Annotated in this window: 15 protein-coding genes; 7 read left to right on the top strand and 8 right to left on the bottom strand. The window is 73.5% G+C overall.

Translation table 11 applies throughout. The annotated features are described in order from the left end of the window. Window positions 1-24: 24 nt before the first annotated feature. From ACZ573_RS27205 to ACZ573_RS27190, 4 genes are all read right to left on the bottom strand, one after another. Window positions 25-645 (bottom strand): TetR/AcrR family transcriptional regulator, encoded by a 621-nt coding sequence (locus tag ACZ573_RS27205; RefSeq protein ID WP_471308848.1) that lies wholly within the window; start codon window positions 643-645, stop codon window positions 25-27. Between the two features lie 36 nt (window positions 646-681). Further along, entirely contained in the window at window positions 682-1,983 is a 1,302-nt protein-coding gene (locus ACZ573_RS27200; RefSeq protein ID WP_471308846.1) for a hypothetical protein, read from the bottom strand. 256 nt (window positions 1,984-2,239) lie between these two features. Further along, on the bottom strand, window positions 2,240-3,112 hold the full coding sequence (locus ACZ573_RS27195) for a cupredoxin domain-containing protein (RefSeq protein ID WP_471308844.1): 873 nt from the start codon (window positions 3,110-3,112) through the stop codon (window positions 2,240-2,242). A gap of 148 nt (window positions 3,113-3,260) precedes the next feature. Then, entirely contained in the window at window positions 3,261-5,399 is a 2,139-nt protein-coding gene (locus ACZ573_RS27190) for a right-handed parallel beta-helix repeat-containing protein (protein ID WP_471308628.1), read from the bottom strand. A 209-nt stretch (window positions 5,400-5,608) separates the two neighbouring features. Here ACZ573_RS27190 and hmgA point away from each other — a divergent pair, with 209 nt between their 5' ends. Together hmgA and ACZ573_RS27180 are read left to right on the top strand one after the other, a co-directional pair. Continuing rightward, the gene (gene hmgA / locus ACZ573_RS27185; protein WP_471308625.1) at window positions 5,609-6,922 is read left to right on the top strand and encodes a homogentisate 1,2-dioxygenase; all 1,314 of its coding nucleotides are present in this window, start codon (window positions 5,609-5,611) and stop codon (window positions 6,920-6,922) included. A gap of 96 nt (window positions 6,923-7,018) precedes the next feature. Further along, the gene (locus ACZ573_RS27180; protein ID WP_471308624.1) at window positions 7,019-7,768 is read left to right on the top strand and encodes a GntR family transcriptional regulator; all 750 of its coding nucleotides are present in this window, start codon (window positions 7,019-7,021) and stop codon (window positions 7,766-7,768) included. 68 nt (window positions 7,769-7,836) lie between these two features. Here the strand turns inward: ACZ573_RS27180 and ACZ573_RS27175 are convergent, their stop codons facing one another. Next, a complete protein-coding gene (locus tag ACZ573_RS27175) occupies window positions 7,837-7,998 on the bottom strand; it encodes a hypothetical protein (protein ID WP_189739804.1) in 162 nt (53 codons plus the stop codon). A 136-nt stretch (window positions 7,999-8,134) separates the two neighbouring features. On the opposite strand from ACZ573_RS27175, the gene ACZ573_RS27170 reads away from it, so the two are divergent. Then, on the top strand, window positions 8,135-9,259 hold the full coding sequence (locus ACZ573_RS27170; protein WP_471308841.1) for a type ISP restriction/modification enzyme: 1,125 nt from the start codon (window positions 8,135-8,137) through the stop codon (window positions 9,257-9,259). Between the two features lie 26 nt (window positions 9,260-9,285). Here the strand turns inward: ACZ573_RS27170 and ACZ573_RS27165 are convergent, their stop codons facing one another. After that, the gene (locus tag ACZ573_RS27165) at window positions 9,286-10,011 is read right to left on the bottom strand and encodes a TetR/AcrR family transcriptional regulator (RefSeq protein WP_471308621.1); all 726 of its coding nucleotides are present in this window, start codon (window positions 10,009-10,011) and stop codon (window positions 9,286-9,288) included. A 73-nt stretch (window positions 10,012-10,084) separates the two neighbouring features. Here ACZ573_RS27165 and ACZ573_RS27160 point away from each other — a divergent pair, with 73 nt between their 5' ends. The 3 genes from ACZ573_RS27160 to ACZ573_RS27150 all read left to right on the top strand — a co-directional run bounded on the left by ACZ573_RS27160 (window position 10,085) and on the right by ACZ573_RS27150 (window position 13,167). Next, entirely contained in the window at window positions 10,085-11,101 is a 1,017-nt protein-coding gene (locus ACZ573_RS27160) for an ATP-binding cassette domain-containing protein (RefSeq protein ID WP_471308619.1), read from the top strand. Continuing rightward, complete coding sequence (locus ACZ573_RS27155) at window positions 11,098-11,886, top strand: ABC transporter permease (protein WP_471308617.1); 789 nt, start codon at window positions 11,098-11,100, stop codon at window positions 11,884-11,886. Before ACZ573_RS27160 ends, ACZ573_RS27155 begins: the two co-directional genes overlap by 4 nt. 78 nt (window positions 11,887-11,964) lie before the next feature. Then, the gene (locus tag ACZ573_RS27150; protein WP_471308614.1) at window positions 11,965-13,167 is read left to right on the top strand and encodes a CaiB/BaiF CoA transferase family protein; all 1,203 of its coding nucleotides are present in this window, start codon (window positions 11,965-11,967) and stop codon (window positions 13,165-13,167) included. A 48-nt stretch (window positions 13,168-13,215) separates the two neighbouring features. Here the strand turns inward: ACZ573_RS27150 and ACZ573_RS27145 are convergent, their stop codons facing one another. After that, window positions 13,216-13,485 (bottom strand): hypothetical protein, encoded by a 270-nt coding sequence (locus ACZ573_RS27145; RefSeq protein ID WP_076046471.1) that lies wholly within the window; start codon window positions 13,483-13,485, stop codon window positions 13,216-13,218. A gap of 279 nt (window positions 13,486-13,764) precedes the next feature. Between ACZ573_RS27145 and ACZ573_RS27140 the strand changes: the two genes are divergently transcribed. Beyond that, on the top strand, window positions 13,765-15,582 hold the full coding sequence (locus ACZ573_RS27140; protein ID WP_471308611.1) for a serine/threonine-protein kinase: 1,818 nt from the start codon (window positions 13,765-13,767) through the stop codon (window positions 15,580-15,582). On the opposite strand, the gene ACZ573_RS27135 is transcribed toward ACZ573_RS27140, so the two are convergent. Continuing rightward, on the bottom strand, window positions 15,552-16,358 hold the full coding sequence (locus ACZ573_RS27135; RefSeq protein ID WP_471308837.1) for an SGNH/GDSL hydrolase family protein: 807 nt from the start codon (window positions 16,356-16,358) through the stop codon (window positions 15,552-15,554). The genes ACZ573_RS27140 and ACZ573_RS27135 overlap by 31 nt on opposite strands. Window positions 16,359-16,540: the final 182 nt, after the last annotated feature.

The following is a 16,540-nucleotide window of genomic DNA, read 5'->3' as shown; positions in this document are numbered from 1 at the left end:
GCCGGAGCCGGAGCCCGGAAGGGGTCAGTCCAGCACGCGGGCCAGATAGGCGTGCATCATCGCGCGGGTCTCGGCGACGATGCCGGGATCCCCGGCCGGGTCGGCCCGGAAGGCGAGTTGTATCAGCGCGTCGGTGGCCTCGACCGCGACGAGGACGGCGCGCTCCAGGGTGGCGTCCGGGGTCAGGGCGAGATGCGCGGAGAGCAGTTCCGTCAGCCGGTCGGCGACCTGATGGTTGGGATCCGCCTCCGGCCCCTCGGCCGGAGGCGCGGGCACACCGAAGTCGACGAGCGCGAAGCCGGGCACGCTCCGCTTCATGGCCAGGTACTCGTCCAGTACCGCGTCCACGACGGGCCGCCAGTCGGTGGCCGGGAGGTCGGCGAGCCGGTCCGCGATGCCTTCGACGTAGCGGTCCAGGTTGCGGTGGGCCAGGGCGATGGCCATGGCCCGCTTGTTGCCGAAGAAGCGGTAGACGGAACCGATCGGCACGCCGGCGCGCAGGGCCACGGCACGGGTGCTGAGGTTCTCGTACCCGGTCTCGTCCAGCAGTTCGGCGCAGGCGTCGAGGATCCGGGCGAGCCGGGCGGCGCTGCGCTGCTGGATGGGCGCTCGGCGCAGGGAGTGGGCGGGAGGCACGGGGTCCATCATGCCGCTCCTCGCTTCTCGGTTCTGTGGGGGGGATCAGTTCAGCAGAAGACTGAGCCCTCCGACGGTGTAAGTGATCATCAGCGCCAGCAGCGGCAGCTGTCCGGCCACCGCCTTCGCGGGCGGGAAGAGTCGCATGGACCGGTCATGGGCCGCGACGACACCGAGGACGTGACCGGTGACGACGGCGATGACCTGGAGGGCGGCGAGGCCGCCGGGACCCAGTGGGGGCACGGGTTCGGGGGCGTTGTCAGTGCCGAGTGCCATGCTTACCGTGCGTGGTCCTTCGACTACAAGGAGGGAGAAGTAGTGGGCGATGAGATAGCCGAGCGCGATCGGTACGAGTGAGTGCGCGAAGGCGGTCAGCGGGCCGGGGTGCGGGCCGCTGACGAGGCGGGTGGCGGCGCCGCAGAGGCAGTAGAGGGTGGCGACGAGGGCGACGGAACCGAGCAGTCCGAGTGTGGCCGTGGGGATGCGGCCGAGGGGGGAGGTCTGTACGGCGTTGATCCAGGAGGGGTTGTCGGAGAAGCCGTCGTAGGCGGTGGAGCCGAGCAGGACGCAGACGGTGACGACGAGTCCGGGCCGCTCGGGTGTCGCGTCGAGTCCGTGGAAGGGGTTACGGAGAACGAGGCGGCCGTCGCTGCGACGGCCGAGGGGGGCGAGCCGGGCGAAGAGGCCGGAGTACGTCTCGAAGGCGTCGCCGTCGTCGAACCAGCGCTCGCCGAAGCGGGCGGCGAGCAGGAGTTGGGCGGTGGCGTAGGCGGTGATGGAGATCAGGAGGGTGGTGGTGGATGCGGGATCAGGAGCGACGAGTTCGAGCCAGGTGAAGCCGAACAGCCCGGCGGCGGCGGGCCACTGACCGAGCCGGGCGGGGAGGGGGCGGCCGGGGCCGCGGCGGGGCAGGGCGCGGGTGAGCAGGCGGTGCAGGGTGCGGAGCGGGTTGAGCAGGCGCCAGACGGGGCCGAGAAGGAGGGAGGCGGGCACGAGTCCGACCCAGAGGAGGACGTAGACGGCGCCGGGAGCGGGGTTGTGGGCGGGGTCGTCGGGACCGAGGAGGAGGTGGAGAAGGACGGCCGCCGCGGCGGCGAGCCCCAGTCCGCGCAGGGCGGTTCGGGTGGCGGGCGCGTCGGCCACCCGCTGGAGGGCGGCGGGCAGGGCAAGGCCCGAGCGCGCTCCGCGGAAGCGGGAGGTGGACCAGAGCAGGCCGAGCGCGAGGAAGGAGACGAACAGAGCGGCGAAGGCACCGGCGAAGGCGTAGAAGGGAGAGATCGGCAGATCGTGCTGGGACCCGATCCCGTGCGCGAGCGAGGTGAGCGGATCGGCTGGGTGAAGGACCACGCCCTGGCCGTGGCCCGCCTCGCCGGCGCCCGGAGCGAGATCCGGCCCGAGCGGGCTCACCGTCTCCCCGCCCGGAGCGGTGTCCCGTCGGCGACACGGCACGGCAGCCCGGACTCCGGCCCGGGTCCGGACGGCCGGGGCGCGACGCCGCTCGGGAACGCGGTCGGGACGCCGGGCCGTGCGGGCCGGGTCGCGGGCCCAGGCGTCGGCCCGGGCTCGGTTCTGGCCGGGGTGCTGGATTCGGGTGGGGGTGGGGTCATCGGACGAGGAGTTGGGTCAGGACGAGGCTGGACTCGTGGGTCTCGACCTCGAAGAGGCCCGTGCGGTCGGCCGTCAGGGTCAGGGTGGCCTCCTGGCCTGCCGGCAGGACCAGTTCCTTGTCGTAGCCGTGGACGTGCAGGGTGTCCGCGCGGTCGCTCGTGACGCGCAGGGCCACGCGCTCTCCGCGCCGCAGCTCGGTGCGGGCGGGGGCCGGGCTGACCTTGCCGTCCCGGACGGTGATGGTGACCGTGCGGTCGGCCTGCTCCGCCGCCGGGGTCTGGCCCGGCGGCGGGGCCTGGCCCGGCGGCGGGGCCTGGCCCGGCGCCGGGGCCTGGCCCGGCGCCGGGGTCTGGCCCGGCGGCGGGGTGTCCCCGTGGCTGTGGCCGCCCGGCTGCCGCGGGGCGGTGGCGGTGAGCTGGGCCGTGCCCTCGACCGGCTTGCCCGAGACCGCCCAGGCGGTGTGGTCGTCCGCGTAGAGGCGGACGGTCAGGGTGTGCGCGCCCTCGGGGACCTGGGCCGCGGGCAGGTGGAACCAGGGGCCGTACAGCCGGGCCAGCTTGCGGCCGTCGAGCTCCAGGTGGGCGTGGCCCGCGCCCGGGAGGGCGGCGCCGCCGGTGCTGTCGGGGGTGAAGCGGTAGTTCGTCACCGCCAGTTGGAGGTTCCAGCCGTCCTCCGAGTCCGGGCGGACGGTCAGCTGGACCTCCGGCGCGCCTTGGGCCGGGACCTCGCGGAGCCGGTGGCCGGTGGCGTCGGTGGCCGTGAGCAGGGTGCCCACGCCGCCGGAGGCCTGCTCGTGGCTGGTGCCGGGCTTGTGGTGGGTGGTGGCCCGCCCGCCGCAGCCCGTCGCCGCGCCGCCCGCGAGGAGCAGGGCGAGGGCGAGCGGGGCCGCGGCGCGGGCGGTCCGGCGGAGCCTGCGGGTCCCGCGGGGCGGCGTACCGCAGGCGTCGCACCGGTTGTCGTCGTCGGGCCGGTCGGTCACGGCTGGCCTCCTGTGGTCGGGGCGGCGTGGGCGGGGGTCACGGCGCGGGGTCCGGGGTCGCCGGGGGCTCGGGGGCGGCCGCGCTCAGCGCCGGTGCGGGGTCGGAGGGGACCGGGGCGCGGTCGCCCTCGGGATCGCCGCCCGGGCCGGGCGGGCGGGCCGGGGTACCCGGGTGGGCCGAGGCCACCACCGCCCACAGGACCCAGATCACGGCGACCAGGGCCCGTACCCAGGCGGGGCTCAGGGGGGTCCAGGGGATCATCAGGACGGCCTTGTCGAAGGCGTCCAGCAGGGTGAGCCCGGCCAGCAGCAGGGTCAGCCGGGCCAGCCAGGGGCGGGTGGGGCGCAGGACCAGGCCGGCGCCCGTCCACCACAGGCCGAGCAGGAGGAGGGCGAGTGCCGGGACGAAGGTGGCGGTCAGGGGCATGGTGGAGCCCGCCACGTCCAGGACCAGACCCGCCAGCCCGGCCAGCGTGGCGGCCGTGCCCAGCCGGGAGCCGCGCAGGCGGCGCCACCACAGGACGCCGCCGACGAGCAGCAGCACCGCGGCCACGGCCAGCGCGAGCTGGGTCTCCGCCCGCTCCAGTCCGCGCGCGCCGTACCAGTCGCAGCCGGACGGGAGTTTGCGCGCCTGGACGTTGTAGTCCGCGCAGACGAGGAGTTGGGCCAGCTTGACCGGTTCGCCGACCAGGCGGGCGGACGCCCCCGCTACCTCGCCCCGGCGGTCGCCGCACTGCGGGACCGCCCCGGGGGTGGAGCCGTCGGGTCCGTCCTGCCAGCAGTTGGCGCGCCCCTGGCCGTCCCACCACACGTCCATGCCGTTGGGGCGGGCGGCACCGGACCTGTCCTTGCCCATGACGTTCCCGGCGTACCGGTTGTGGTGGGAGGTGTCGGTCTGCTTCGACCACGCCTCCTCACCGCGGATGAAGGCGGGAACCGCGCTGAGGAAGAAGCCCGCGCGCCGGTGCCCGTACACCCAGTTGTTCTCGTAGAGGTTCCAGTTGCCGCCCGCGGTGATGATGCCGGTGCCCGGCGGCATGGAGATCTGCGGGCAGACCACGCCCCGCTCGTAGCCGCGTTCGATCGGCGGTTTGGCGCAGGTGCCGTCGGCGACGTACCCGTAGTAGTCCTGGTTGTTGTCGTGGATCAGGTTCCGCTCGAACTTGGCGTGGTTCTGCGGGAGTCCGGGGTGGCCGGGGAAGGCGCTGTCCATCGAGGCGCCGCCCATGTTCTGGTCGAACTCGTTGTCGTGCACCCACACCGAGTCACCCGCGGTGCCGGAGTAGCCGACCATGTTGTGGTGGCTGCGGCAGCCGGTGATCTCGATGGAGTACCGCGGGACCTCGTAGCCGCGGCCGTCGTTGATGTTCGAGGCGCTGCCCGGGTAGATGCCGGAGTCGCCGTTCCCGTACGACTCGCAGTTCTTGTAGAGCCCGTGGTCGCTGGCGAAGGTCAGGAAGCCGTACTCGTCGTTCCAGCGGGTCAGCACGTCGTCGATGACGAAGCCGTCGCCCGCGAGCACGTACAGCGAGTTGAAGGTGGTGCGCTGGGCGGTGAAGTTGCGGAAGTAGATGCCGTTGGACTGGTCCGCGCGGATGGCGTTCAGCTTCTGGTACTTGGCGTCGAAGACCACGTCCAGCCGGGTCGCGCCCGTGCCCTCGATCTGCAGGTTCGTCTTGCCGAGGATGGCGACGAGGTTCTGGTTGTGCCGGCACCGCACCTGCTGCTCGTAGGACAGGATCTGGTACCCGAGCGAGGACTGGGGGGCCTTGAGCGCGGCGCACTCCCCCGTCGGCGTGGGGAGCGAGGGCTCCTCCTCGTACAGGCCGGGGAGGATCGCGATGTTCATCCCGGGCCGGTCGACGGCGTCGACGGCCTCCTGGAGGTGCCGGTAGCCGCTCTTCTCGCACCGCTCGTACAGGGCGAGGTTGCGCTGCCTGAGCTCGTCGGGGAAGGCGGATATCCGGCGTTCGAAGGCGGGCCGGCCGGTTTTGCAGACGATCAGGTCGGGCTCCGCCGTGCGGTACTCGGGTACCGATCCGGAGCCGTCCGGGAGGGTGATCGGGCGCTCCTCGTGCGCGCTGGCGGCGGGCGCCGCGACGAGGAGGGACAGGAGAGCGAGAAGGGCGGCGAGGAGCGCCGCCGGCACGGCAGGGAACCTGCGGGTCCACGACATGCGCGTGAGAGTAGAGCAATGTTCATCTTTTGGGATCCCCCTCGACCGAATCCGTGCTCCGGCGGCTCCGCCCGCACACCGTCGACCCCTGCCCCCATTTCCGGCCTTTCCCGCCGATCTCCGGACCGGGCGCGGGTCCGCCGTTGACGTGCGGGCCGCGGAATCCTACTGTCAACCATAGGATTCCTTCGACGGAGCGGGAGCAGCACATGAGCGAGCAGGCCAGGAAGACGGCGGAGGCACTGGAGTACCTCACCGGCTTCGGCAACGAGCACAGCTCGGAGGCCGTCCCCGGCGCACTGCCGATCGGCCGGAACTCGCCCCAGCGCGCCCCCCTCGGCCTCTATGCCGAGCAGCTCAGCGGCAGCGCCTTCACCGAGCCCCGCACCCACAACCGGCGCTCCTGGCTCTACCGGATCCGCCCCTCTGCCGCGCACCCGCCCTTCACCCGGATCGACAACGGGGCCCTGCGTTCCGCGCCCTTCACCGAGTCCGCGGCGGACCCGAACCGGCTCCGCTGGAACCCGCTGCCCGACCCGGCCCCCGGCACCGACTTCCTCTCCGGCCTGTGGACCCTCGGCGGCAACGGCGACGCCGCCCAGCGCGCCGGCATGGCCATCCACCTCTACGCCGCCAACGCCGACATGACCGACCGGGTGTTCAGCGACTCCGACGGCGAGCTGCTCATCGTCCCCGAACGCGGCGGACTGCTCCTGCGCACCGAGCTGGGCCTGCTCGCCGCCCGCCCGGGCGACATGGCCCTCATCCCCCGCGGCGTCCGCTTCCGCGTCGAGCTGCTCGACGCCGACGCCCGCGGCTACATCTGCGAGAACTACGGCCAGCCCTTCGAGCTGCCGAACCTGGGCCCGATCGGTGCCAACGGCCTCGCCGCCGCGCGGGACTTCCAGGCCCCCGTCGCCGCGTACGAGGACAGCGAGCGTCCGACCGAGGTGATCAACAAGTTCTGCGGCAACCTCTGGTCGGCCACCTACGACCACTCCCCGCTCGACGTGGTCGCCTGGCACGGCAGCCACGTCCCGTACGTGTACGACATGCGCCGCTTCAACGTCCTGGGTTCGATCAGCTACGACCACCCCGACCCGTCGATCTTCACGGTCCTGACCTCGCCCTCCGACACCCCGGGGCTGGCGGGCGTGGACTTCGTGGTCTTCGCCCCGCGCTGGCTGGTCGGCGAGGACACCTTCCGTCCGCCCTACTTCCACCGCAACGTGATGAGCGAGTACATGGGCCTCATCGAGGGGGCCTACGACGCCAAGGCCGAGGGCTTCGTCCCCGGCGGCGGCTCGCTCCACAACATGATGTCCGCGCACGGACCCGACCACGAAACCTTCGAGCGGGCGAGTGCGGCCGAGCTGAAGCCGCAGAAGATCGACGACGGCCTGGCCTTCATGTTCGAGACCCGCTGGCCGATCACCGCCACCGCGCAGGCAGCCGGCGCCGATCACCTCCAGCGCGGCTACGACGACGTGTGGCAGGGTCTGCAGCGCCACTTCCACGCCTGACCTGCACTGCATACGCTGCATGCGCCGTACCGGTACCCGTACCCGTACGCTGCATGCGCCGCACGCCACCCCTGTCCAGCCTTCGGAGATCCACCCGTGACCGCCTTCGCCCCCGACTCGCTGGTACTGAACCGGAAGCTGCCGCTCTGGTACCAGGTGTCGCAGTCACTGCGCGCCTCGATACTGGGGCGCACCCCGGACGCCTCGCTGCGCCTGCCCACCGAGGAGCAGCTGGCCGGGCACTACGGCGTGAGCGTGCTGACCATGCGGCAGGCGCTCAAGGAGCTGGAGGGCGAGGGCCTGATCAGCCGGCACCGGCGGCGCGGCACCTTCATCGAACCGGGCGCGCTGCGCAGCACCCCGGTCCGGCTGCTGGGCTCGGTCGACGCGATCGTGGCGCAGCAGTCGGGTGACCGGACGACGATCCTCGGGCACGGCCGCACGGCCGTGTCCGGGGAGCTGCTGGAGCACTTCCCGGACACGGCGGAGGTGGTCACCTACCGCCGCCTGCGCCACGACCGGGAGAGCGGCGAGCCGACCAACTGGGCGGAGAACGCCGTCCTCCCGGAGTTCGCCGAGGCGGTGGAGCTCGCCGACCTCGAACGCTGGCCGATGACGAAGGTCCTGCGGGACATCGTGGGGGTCCGCATCAGCCGGATCACGGACACGGTGGAGGCCCGGCTGGCCGACCCGGAGACGGCCGAGCTGCTCCAGGTGCCGCTGCTGAGCCCGATCCTGCACTACACGGGCGTCACGTACGACGAGGACGGCCGGGTGGTGGACGTGGCCCGGATCCGCTACCGGGGCGACCGGTTCTCCTTCACCGTGACGGTCGACGCGCACTGACGCCGCTCCTACGACGCCCCGCCTGACGACGCTCTGACGCCCTCCGGCACCCCTGCGACTGCGCGCGACTACTTCTCGTCGTCCTCCCTGGTGCGTTCGCCCTCCGCCTGGGACGGCGTGGTCCGCATCGTCTGGGGGTGCCGCTGCTTGCGCTGGGCCTCGTCCATGTCCTCGTCGAGGCGCTCGCCCTCGGCCTGTGACGGGGTCGTGTATTCGTCGTACTGGCTCATGACCGCCTCCTCGGTCGATACCGTACGTATGCGTACATAAGGAGCCTAGCTCTTCGGCCGGGACGTAGCCCGGCCATCGGATCCCGTCGCTACCATCGGCGGCGTGAGCGAAGACGTACCGCTGATCGCGGACCTGATGCCCTGGTCCGTGGGCGGCCTGCGCCTGGGCCGGGACTGGGTGGCCGCGCCCGATCCGGCGGCCCTGCGCGCCCGCTGGGCCGCTCTGACCGGCTCCGAAGGCGCAGAGCGGGAGCGGCTGTTCCGCCCGAGCCGCAGCCGCAGGCCCGACGCCGGGGCGGCCGCCCTGCCGGGGCAGCGCTCGGCGGCCACGGCCCGTTTCGCCGACGCCCCGGGCCCCTGCCCCGACCCCGTACGGGTGCTCCGCGAGCCCTTCGACGAGCAGTGGCTGCTGCCCGACCAGCGGCTCATCGACGCGGCCCGCCCCGAGCTCTGGCGGGTGCGCGACGAGCACCAGCTGTTCCTGGTCGAGACCCCCGATCCGCTGGTCACCGCGCACCTCCCGGTCGGCCGCCTCGGCCGGATCCGTCCCCTGCACCGGCGCCCCGGCGGCGCCGAGCCGAATCTCGCTCCCGGCCTGCTGTCCCTGCTCGGTGCGCGCCACGGCGGCCCGGTCACCCCCGAGGACGTCCTGTGCTGGATCCTCGCGGCGGGCCGCCCGGGCCCGCGCGGGTACGAGGTCCCGCTCGCCGCCGGCTCCGAGCACTGGCGGGCCGGGCTGGAGCTGGGGCACCGGCTGCTGAGCGTGCAGCTGCGCGGCGCGCGCGGCGGTGAGCCGCCCCGGCTGCCCGGCGGGCGCCGCCCGTACGTCCGCTCGGCGGTCGCGGGCTGGCCGCGGGAGCTCGCGTACGACGCCGGGAGCGAGACACTGAGCCTCGGCAGCGGGACGGTCTCCCCCGTGCCGGCCGGGGCCTGGGAGTACGAGGCGCAGGGCGTGCGGGTGCTCCCTGCCTGGTTCGCCGCCCGCACCGCACACCGGGGTCCGGATGCCGAGGGTCTGGCCGCGCTCGGGCCGGCCGAGTGGCCGCAGAGCTGGACCTCGGAGCTGCTCGCGCTGGTGACCACGCTGGCACTGCTGGCCGAACTGGCCCCGGAGCGGGCCGCGTTCGAGCCCGGGCCGGGGCTGTCGGCGGAGGCGTTGCGCGCGGCCGGGGTGCTGCCGCCGCCGGCCTGGGCCCGGCGCCCGGCTTCGGTGCTGGACCACCAGGAGGAGGGCCCGGGCGGGCAGTTCGCCCTCCTCTGAGGATCCGAGGAGGGCGGCAAGGCCCCCTACGCTCCCCACGCCCCCAGCAGCCGGGACACCGTACGGTCGAAGACCTGGGCCATGTCGAGCCCGGCGCCCGGGACCGGGCCGCCGCCACCGAGGGCCGCCGCGAGCCGCGGATACTCCCCGGTGGCCAGCCGGGAGCCGAGCCAGGCCGTCCGCACGCGCTGCTCCTCCGCCTCGCCCCAGGGCAGCGACCGGGCCCGTTCGGCCAGCGCCAGCTCGCTGGCCACGTAGGTCGCGACGGTCCCGTTGACCGCGGCGACGAGCTCCAGCTTCTCGCCGTCCGGCACCTCGAGCGGAGCCAGGCAGTCCAGGCTGTACTCCAGGTAGCGCAGGGCGTTGGGACCGAAGCCGTAGACGGGGCTCAGCAGCCGCGGCAGCCAGGGATGGCGGTGCATCAGCGCGCGCGTCCGGCGGGCCAGCGCGAGCAGGTCGGCCGGCCAGTCGCCGGTCGGCGCGGGGAACTCGTACTCCCCGCTGACCGCGTCGACCATCAGCTCGTACAGGTCCTCCTTGCGCGGCACGTAGTTGTAGAGGGACATCGTCCCCGCGCCGATCCCGGCCGCCACGCGGCGCATGGAGACGGCCTCGATCCCCTCCTCGTCGGCGATGCGCACCGCCTCGGACGCGATGGACTCGCGGCTGTGCGCGGGCCGGGGGCCGCGTCCGGCCCGCTGGGGGCGGGACCAGATCACTTCGGGTTCAGCGGGTCGCCCGTCGGCTGTCATGGCTCAGATCACCTCGTCGTCTCCCCACCATCTTAGTTACGTACATCGTACGCAGTGGGGTACGGTGGCACACATGACAACTACGTACGCTGTACTTAGTGAGGGTCTGGAGAAGAGCTACGGGGAGGTCCACGCCCTGCGCGGCCTCGACCTCGCCGTCCCCGAGGGCACGGTCTGCGGCCTCCTCGGCCCCAACGGCGCGGGCAAGACCACCGCCGTCCGGATTCTCACCACGCTCACCGCACCCACCGGCGGCCGCGCCCTCGTCGCCGGTCACGACGTCACCCGCGATCCCGCGGCCGTCCGCCGCGCCATCGGCGTCACCGGGCAGTACGCCTCCGTCGACGGGGATCTGACCGGCCGTGAGAACCTCCGGCTCTTCGCCCGGCTGGCCGGACTGCGCGGCTCCGCGGGCCGGGCCCGCGCGGACGAGCTGCTGGAGCGCTTCGGGCTCGGCGAGGCCGCCGACCGGGTGACCTCCACCTGGTCCGGCGGGATGAAGCGGCGCCTGGACCTGGCCGCCGGCCTGGTCACCCGCCCCCGGGTGCTGTTCCTCGACGAGCCCACCACCGGCCTGGACCCGGCGGCCCGCGAGCAGATCTGGACGGCGGTGCGCCGGCTCTCCGAGGAGGGCACCACGGTGCTGCTCACCACCCAGTACCTGGAGGAGGCCGACCGGCTGGCCGGCGAGATCGTGGTCGTCGACCGCGGCCGGGTCGCCGCCACCGGCACTCCGGCCCGGCTGAAGGCCCGGATCGGCGCCCGCGCCGAGGTCACCGTCGCGCAGAGCGGGGCGCTCGCCCGCGCCGCCGCCGTACTCGACCAGCTCACCGGCGGCCGGCCCGTGCTCGACGAGGAGCGGCTGACCGTCGGCGTCACCGTCCTCGACGGCGCCCTCACCCTGCCGCGGATCATCCGGGAACTCGACACCGCCGGGGTCCCGGTCACGGACGCGACCCTGCGCCCGCCCACCCTCGACGAGGTGTTCCTGCGCCTCACCCAGGCAGGGGGTTCCCTCAACTCCCACGCCCACGCCCACACCGATGCCGATGCCGAGACCGGCGCCGGCGATCAGGAGTACGCCGCATGAGCACCCTGCTGTCCGACGGCGGAGCCGTCCTCACCCGCCAGCTCCAGAAGGCCCGTCACGCCCCGGCGCTGCTGGTCCTCACCCAGACCATGCCGATCACCATGCTGCTGTTCTTCGGCTACGTCTTCGGCAGCGCGCTCGCCATGCCGGGCGCGGAGTACCGGGAGTTCCTGGTCCCCGGGCTGCTGGCCGCCACCGCCGCGAACGGTCTGATGACCGGCATGTTCACGGCCGCGCAGGACGCCCACCGCGGGGTGATGGACCGTTTCCGGACCCTGCCGATGAGCCGGACCGCCGTACCGCTCGGGCAGACGGCCGCCGATCTGCTGACCACCGGCGTGTCCATGGTGCCGCTGATGCTGGTGGGGCTGTTGATGGGCTGGCGCATCGAGAACGGCCTGCCCGGCGCGCTGGGGGCCCTGGGTGTGCTGCTGCTGTTCCGCTTCGCCACCGCGTGGGTGGGCACGTACCTCGGTCTGCTGAGCAGCAGCGAGGAGGCGGCCGGCCAGCTCGGCAGCGCCACCTTCGTCCTGCCGATGCTGTCCAGCGCGTACCTGCCGACCGCGGGGCTGCCCGGGTGGCTGCGCGCGGTCGCCGAGTGGAACCCGATCAGCTCCGTCGCCACCGCCGTGCGCGAGCTGTGCGGGAACGCCGGGGGCGAGGCCGCGGCGGGCGCCGCCTGGCCCGCGGCGCACCCCGTGGCCGGGGCGCTGCTGTGGTCGGGGCTGCTGCTCGCGCTGTTCGTACCCCTGGCCACGCGCCGGTTCGCCCACGGCGCGCGGTAGCGGCCGTCATATGTGATCAATGGCGCGCATCGCCGCCGGTGTGGTGACAGCGGCCCGTCGACCCGGTAGGCAGGGCCCATGGCTACCGCTACCGAACCGCTCCCCCTGGACGGCATCACCGTCGTCGCCGTCGAACAGGCCGTCTCGGCCCCCTTCGCCACCCGTCAGCTCGCCGATCTGGGCGCCAGGGTGATCAAGGTCGAACGCCCCGACGGCGGTGACTTCGCCCGTGCCTACGACACGGCCGCGCACGGCCTGGCCTCGCACTTCGTGTGGGCCAACCGGGGCAAGGAGTCGATCGCGCTCGACCTGAAGGACCCGCGCGGCCGGGAGGTCCTGCACGGACTGCTGGCCGGTGCGGACGTCTTCGTGCAGAACCTCGCGCAGGGGGCCGCGGCCCGGCTGGGGCTCGACTCCGCCGCGCTGTGCGCGCGGTACCCCCGGCTGGTCGCCGTGGACGTCTCCGGCTACGGCGCCGAGGGCCCGTACGCCCACAAGCGCGCCTACGACATGCTCGTGCAGTGCGAGGCGGGCCTGGTCTCGGTGACCGGCACCCCGGAGCGGCCGGTCAAGGCGGGCATCCCGGCGGCGGACATCGCGGCGGCCATGTACGCCTTCTCGGGTGTCCTGGCCGCTCTGCTGCGCCGCGGGGTCACCGGGCGCGGGGGCCGGGTGGAGGTGTCCATGCTGGACGCGCTCGCCGAGTGGATGGGCCATCCGCTGCACCACACGATGCACGGCGGGGAGCAGCCCGTGCGTACCGGCCTCGCGCACGCAGTGATCGCGCCCTACGACGCCTACAGGACGGCGGACGGGGACCGGGTGCTGCTGTCGGTGCAGAACGACCGCGAGTGGCGGCGTCTGGCACAACAGGTTCTGGAGCGGCCAGAGTTGGCCGAGGATCCGGCGTACGCGACGAACGCGGCGCGCACCGGGAACCGGGAGAAGACCGACGCGGTGGTGGCGGAGGCACTGGGCCGGCTCGGCGCGGACGAGGCGATCGGGCGGCTGGAGGCGGCGGGCATCGCGTGCGCGCGGCTCAATTCGGTGGCCCAGCTGGCCGGGCATCCGCAACTCGCGGCCCGGGACCGCTGGCGGGAGGTGGATTCACCGGCCGGTCCGCTGCGGGCCTTGCTGCCGCCGATCGGACTGCCGGGCGGCGCGGCACCGCACATGGGTGCGGTGCCCGCGCTGGGCGAGCACACCGAGTCCCTGCTGCGCGCCCTGGGGATGGCGGACGCGCAGATCTCGGAACTGCGCCGGGACGGTGTGATCGGGTAGGGCCGGGGAGCCGGAGGCCGAGGACCTGCGACTGCGGTATGGGGACGGTTACGAGCGGCGGCTGCCGAAGAGCGTGCGACGCAGACGGCGCAGCGGCGCGAAGAGCGAGACGCGCGCGCTCCGGCTCCGCAGGCGGTGCGTGTGGTCGCGGGAGGTGAGCTCGCGCATCAGCAGCGTCGCCTCGGCGGTCTCCCGGTGCGGGACGGCGGGACCGCCCAGCACGGCGAGGTGGCGGTCGAGGCGCGAGCTGGTCGCACTGCTGCCGCAGGTGATGGCAGGCACGCGAGGCGGCCTGCTGCGCATTGCTATCTGTTCCATGTTCTCTCCCCACCCGTACGAGGGCACCCGGCCCGGGCAGGTTAACCCTATCGCCCCGGCATCGCCCCCGGGTATCCCGGTGGTGTGAATTACCCCTGTGGCGACGGGGAGTTGACGATTACTCAGCGGAGTCGTCGATTACTCTCCGCACAGACGTCACGCTGCGAAAGGTCTCTGCGCCAGTCCCGTCACGACAGGGGCCACTTGGCCCCCACTGCGCTAACTTGGAGTGATCGCCCGATGACACCCGGGCGCACGGGAGCACACTCGGGGGCGCGCGTGAGTGACCAATCGAACTCCGATCGTGTCATCTCGGGCCGCTACCGGCTGCTCGAACCGATCGGCCGCGGCGGGATGGGCATCGTGTGGCGGGCCCGGGACGAGGTACTCGCCCGCGAGGTCGCAGTCAAGGAGGTACGTGCGCCGGCCGGACTGGAACCCGCCGAACTGGAGCGGCTGTACCGGCGGCTGGAACGGGAGGCCTGGGCCGCGGCCAGGGTCTCGCACCGCGGGGTGGTCACCGTGTACGACGTGGCCTCCGAGGGCGGGCGCCCCTGGATCGTGATGGAGCTGGTGCGCGGGCTCTCGCTGGCGGACGTACTGGAGGCCGAGGGGCCGATGACCCCTCAGCGGGCCGCGCACATCGGGGAACAGGTGCTCGCCGCGCTGCGCTCCGCCCACGACTCGGGCGTGCTGCACCGGGACGTGAAGCCGGGCAACGTCCTGATCGCCAACGACGGCCGGGTGGTGCTCGGCGACTTCGGGATCGCGACCCTGGAGGGCTCCTCGGCGATCACCATGACGGGCGAGGTGGTCGGCTCACCCGAATTCCTGGCGCCGGAGCGGGCGTTGGGGCGTGACCCGGGACCCGCGTCGGACCTGTGGGCGCTCGGAGTCATGCTCTATGCCGCCGTCGAGGGGGTCTCGCCCTTCCGTCGGGCCACCGCGCTGGACACCCTGCGGGCGGTGGTGGACGCGGAGTTGCCGCCGCCACGCCGGGCCGGGGCACTGGAGCCCGTACTGGAGGGGCTGCTGCGCAAGGACCCGGCCGAGCGGCTGCCCGCGGCGGAGGCGGCCCGGATGCTGCGGGTGGTGGGCGCGGGCGGGACCGTACGGGCCCCAGGCGGACCGGTGTCGGGGCCGGACGCGCCGACGGCCACGGCGGCGCACCACGGGCACGGGGCGCACCACGGGCACGGGCACGGGGCGGGCGGGCCGCACCTGGCGCCGCTCGCGGCGCATACGGCGCCGTACGGGACGCCGCCACCGGGCGCGTCCGGGCCGGGGGCGCGCGAGAGCCGGGCCGGGCTGGTGCTGACGGCCGGGATCGTGCTGATGCTGCTGGCCCTGGTCGCGGTGGGGTGGCTGCTGCTCAGGGACCGCGAGGACACCCAGGGGAAGGGCGGCGGGAACGGCGGCGCGCCGACCGGCAGGGTGACCACCGCCCAGACCGGCACGACGACCCCTTCGACGGCTCCGACAGCCTCGGCGCCGGTGTCGGCGTCCGCCCCGGCCGCGCCGGGGCAGCACGTCTCGGTGTACGTGGACACGGTGCGCTCCTCCTACACCGGCAGCTGTCCGCCGCCCGCCGAGTTCGCGCCCGCCTTCACGGCCACCGTCGAGGTGGAGCGCACCCCGGTCGTGCTGGAGTACCGCTGGGCCACGCGGAGCGGGCGGACGTCCGGCCCCGACTGGCGCTCCGTCACGTACGAGGAGGGCGGGCCGAGGAGCCGGCGGCTGGAGCACACGGAGCTCACGCACGAACCGGACGGGGTCTTCGAGGACGCGGTCCGGCTGGAGGTGCGGGGGCCGGCCGAGGTGGCCACCCAGTGGGTGGCCACCTCTGTGACGTGCCGGAAGGGGACCCCGACGAGCGGGGCCCCCTCCCCGGGGCCGAGTGCGTCACCGTCATCGCCGACGGCGAGCGCTCCAACGGCTCCCGGGACCGGTGAACCGGATCGGACCGTCAGGACGGACCGGATGGACCGGAGGGACCGGACGGATCGGACGGATGGGCCCGGCCGTACGGGCGGGGCGGACGGGGCGGACGGGGCGGGCCGGTCCGATCAGGCGGCGTTCGTGAAGACCGGCAGGTAGCCGCCGGACTGTCCGGCCGCGGTCGGGTGGTACGACTCGCCGATGTTCAGCCAGTTGACGCTGTGCAGCCACGCGTTGCCGGAGCAGATCTCGTGACCCGTGAAGGCGCCGGCGACCGAGGCGAAGGTGAAGCCGTGGTCGGCGGCGCGTTTGGCGATGGCGGCGTTGAGGTAGTCGGCGGCACCGTTGATGGCGGCCCGCTCGCCCTCGGTCAGGCCGGTGGTGCAGGTGCCGTTCAGCTTGTAGAAGCGGGGGTAGCCGAGGACGACGACGTGTGCGCCGGGCGAGCGGCTGTCGATGGCGTTGTAGACCTGGTCGAGCTGGCCGGGGAGGGTGGAGTCCACGTAGGCCTTGGCCTGGTTCACGCGGTTGACGCAGGTGGATTCGGACTGGAGGACACAGGTCGTCATGACGTCGGAGAATCCGGCGTCGTTGCCGCCGATGGTGATGCTGACCAGGTCGGTGCCGGAGTTGAGCGGGGCGAGCTGCCCGGCGAGGACATCACCGGTGCGAGCTCCCGAGCAGGCGGTGAAGGAGAAGCTCTGGGGGGAGTGGGCGGCGGCCCACAGGGCCGGGTAGGCGCGGGTGGTGCGCTTGCAGTTGCCGCTCGCGCCGTCGTAGTTGCCGGCGCCGACGCCGGAGGAGTACGAGTCGCCGAGGGCGACGTAGCCGAAGTCGGCCCGGGCGGTGGCGGCCGCCTGGCCCGCGCCGAACAGGGTGGCGCCCGCGGCGAGTAAGAGGGAGGAGGTCAGGGCAGCGAAGCGCGACAGTTTCATGCTCATGTGTGCGGCTCCTTGTGGGGGTTACTCCTGAGTCCGTGGTACAAGCAGCCGAGGTCCGCTGGAAGTGTCCATGCCAAGAATGTTCAGGGCAGAGTTGAAGCCCGAACCTTCACTCCGAATGCGTTTGAAGAGGGAACTTGGGCACCCGATCCAGCGAAACACGGGTGCACGACGGC

The sequence above is a fragment of the Streptomyces sp. NPDC040545 genome, assembly GCF_055595065.1.
The sequence above is the reverse complement of the archived record's forward strand: the minus strand, read 5'-3'. Positions and strand labels throughout refer to the sequence as shown.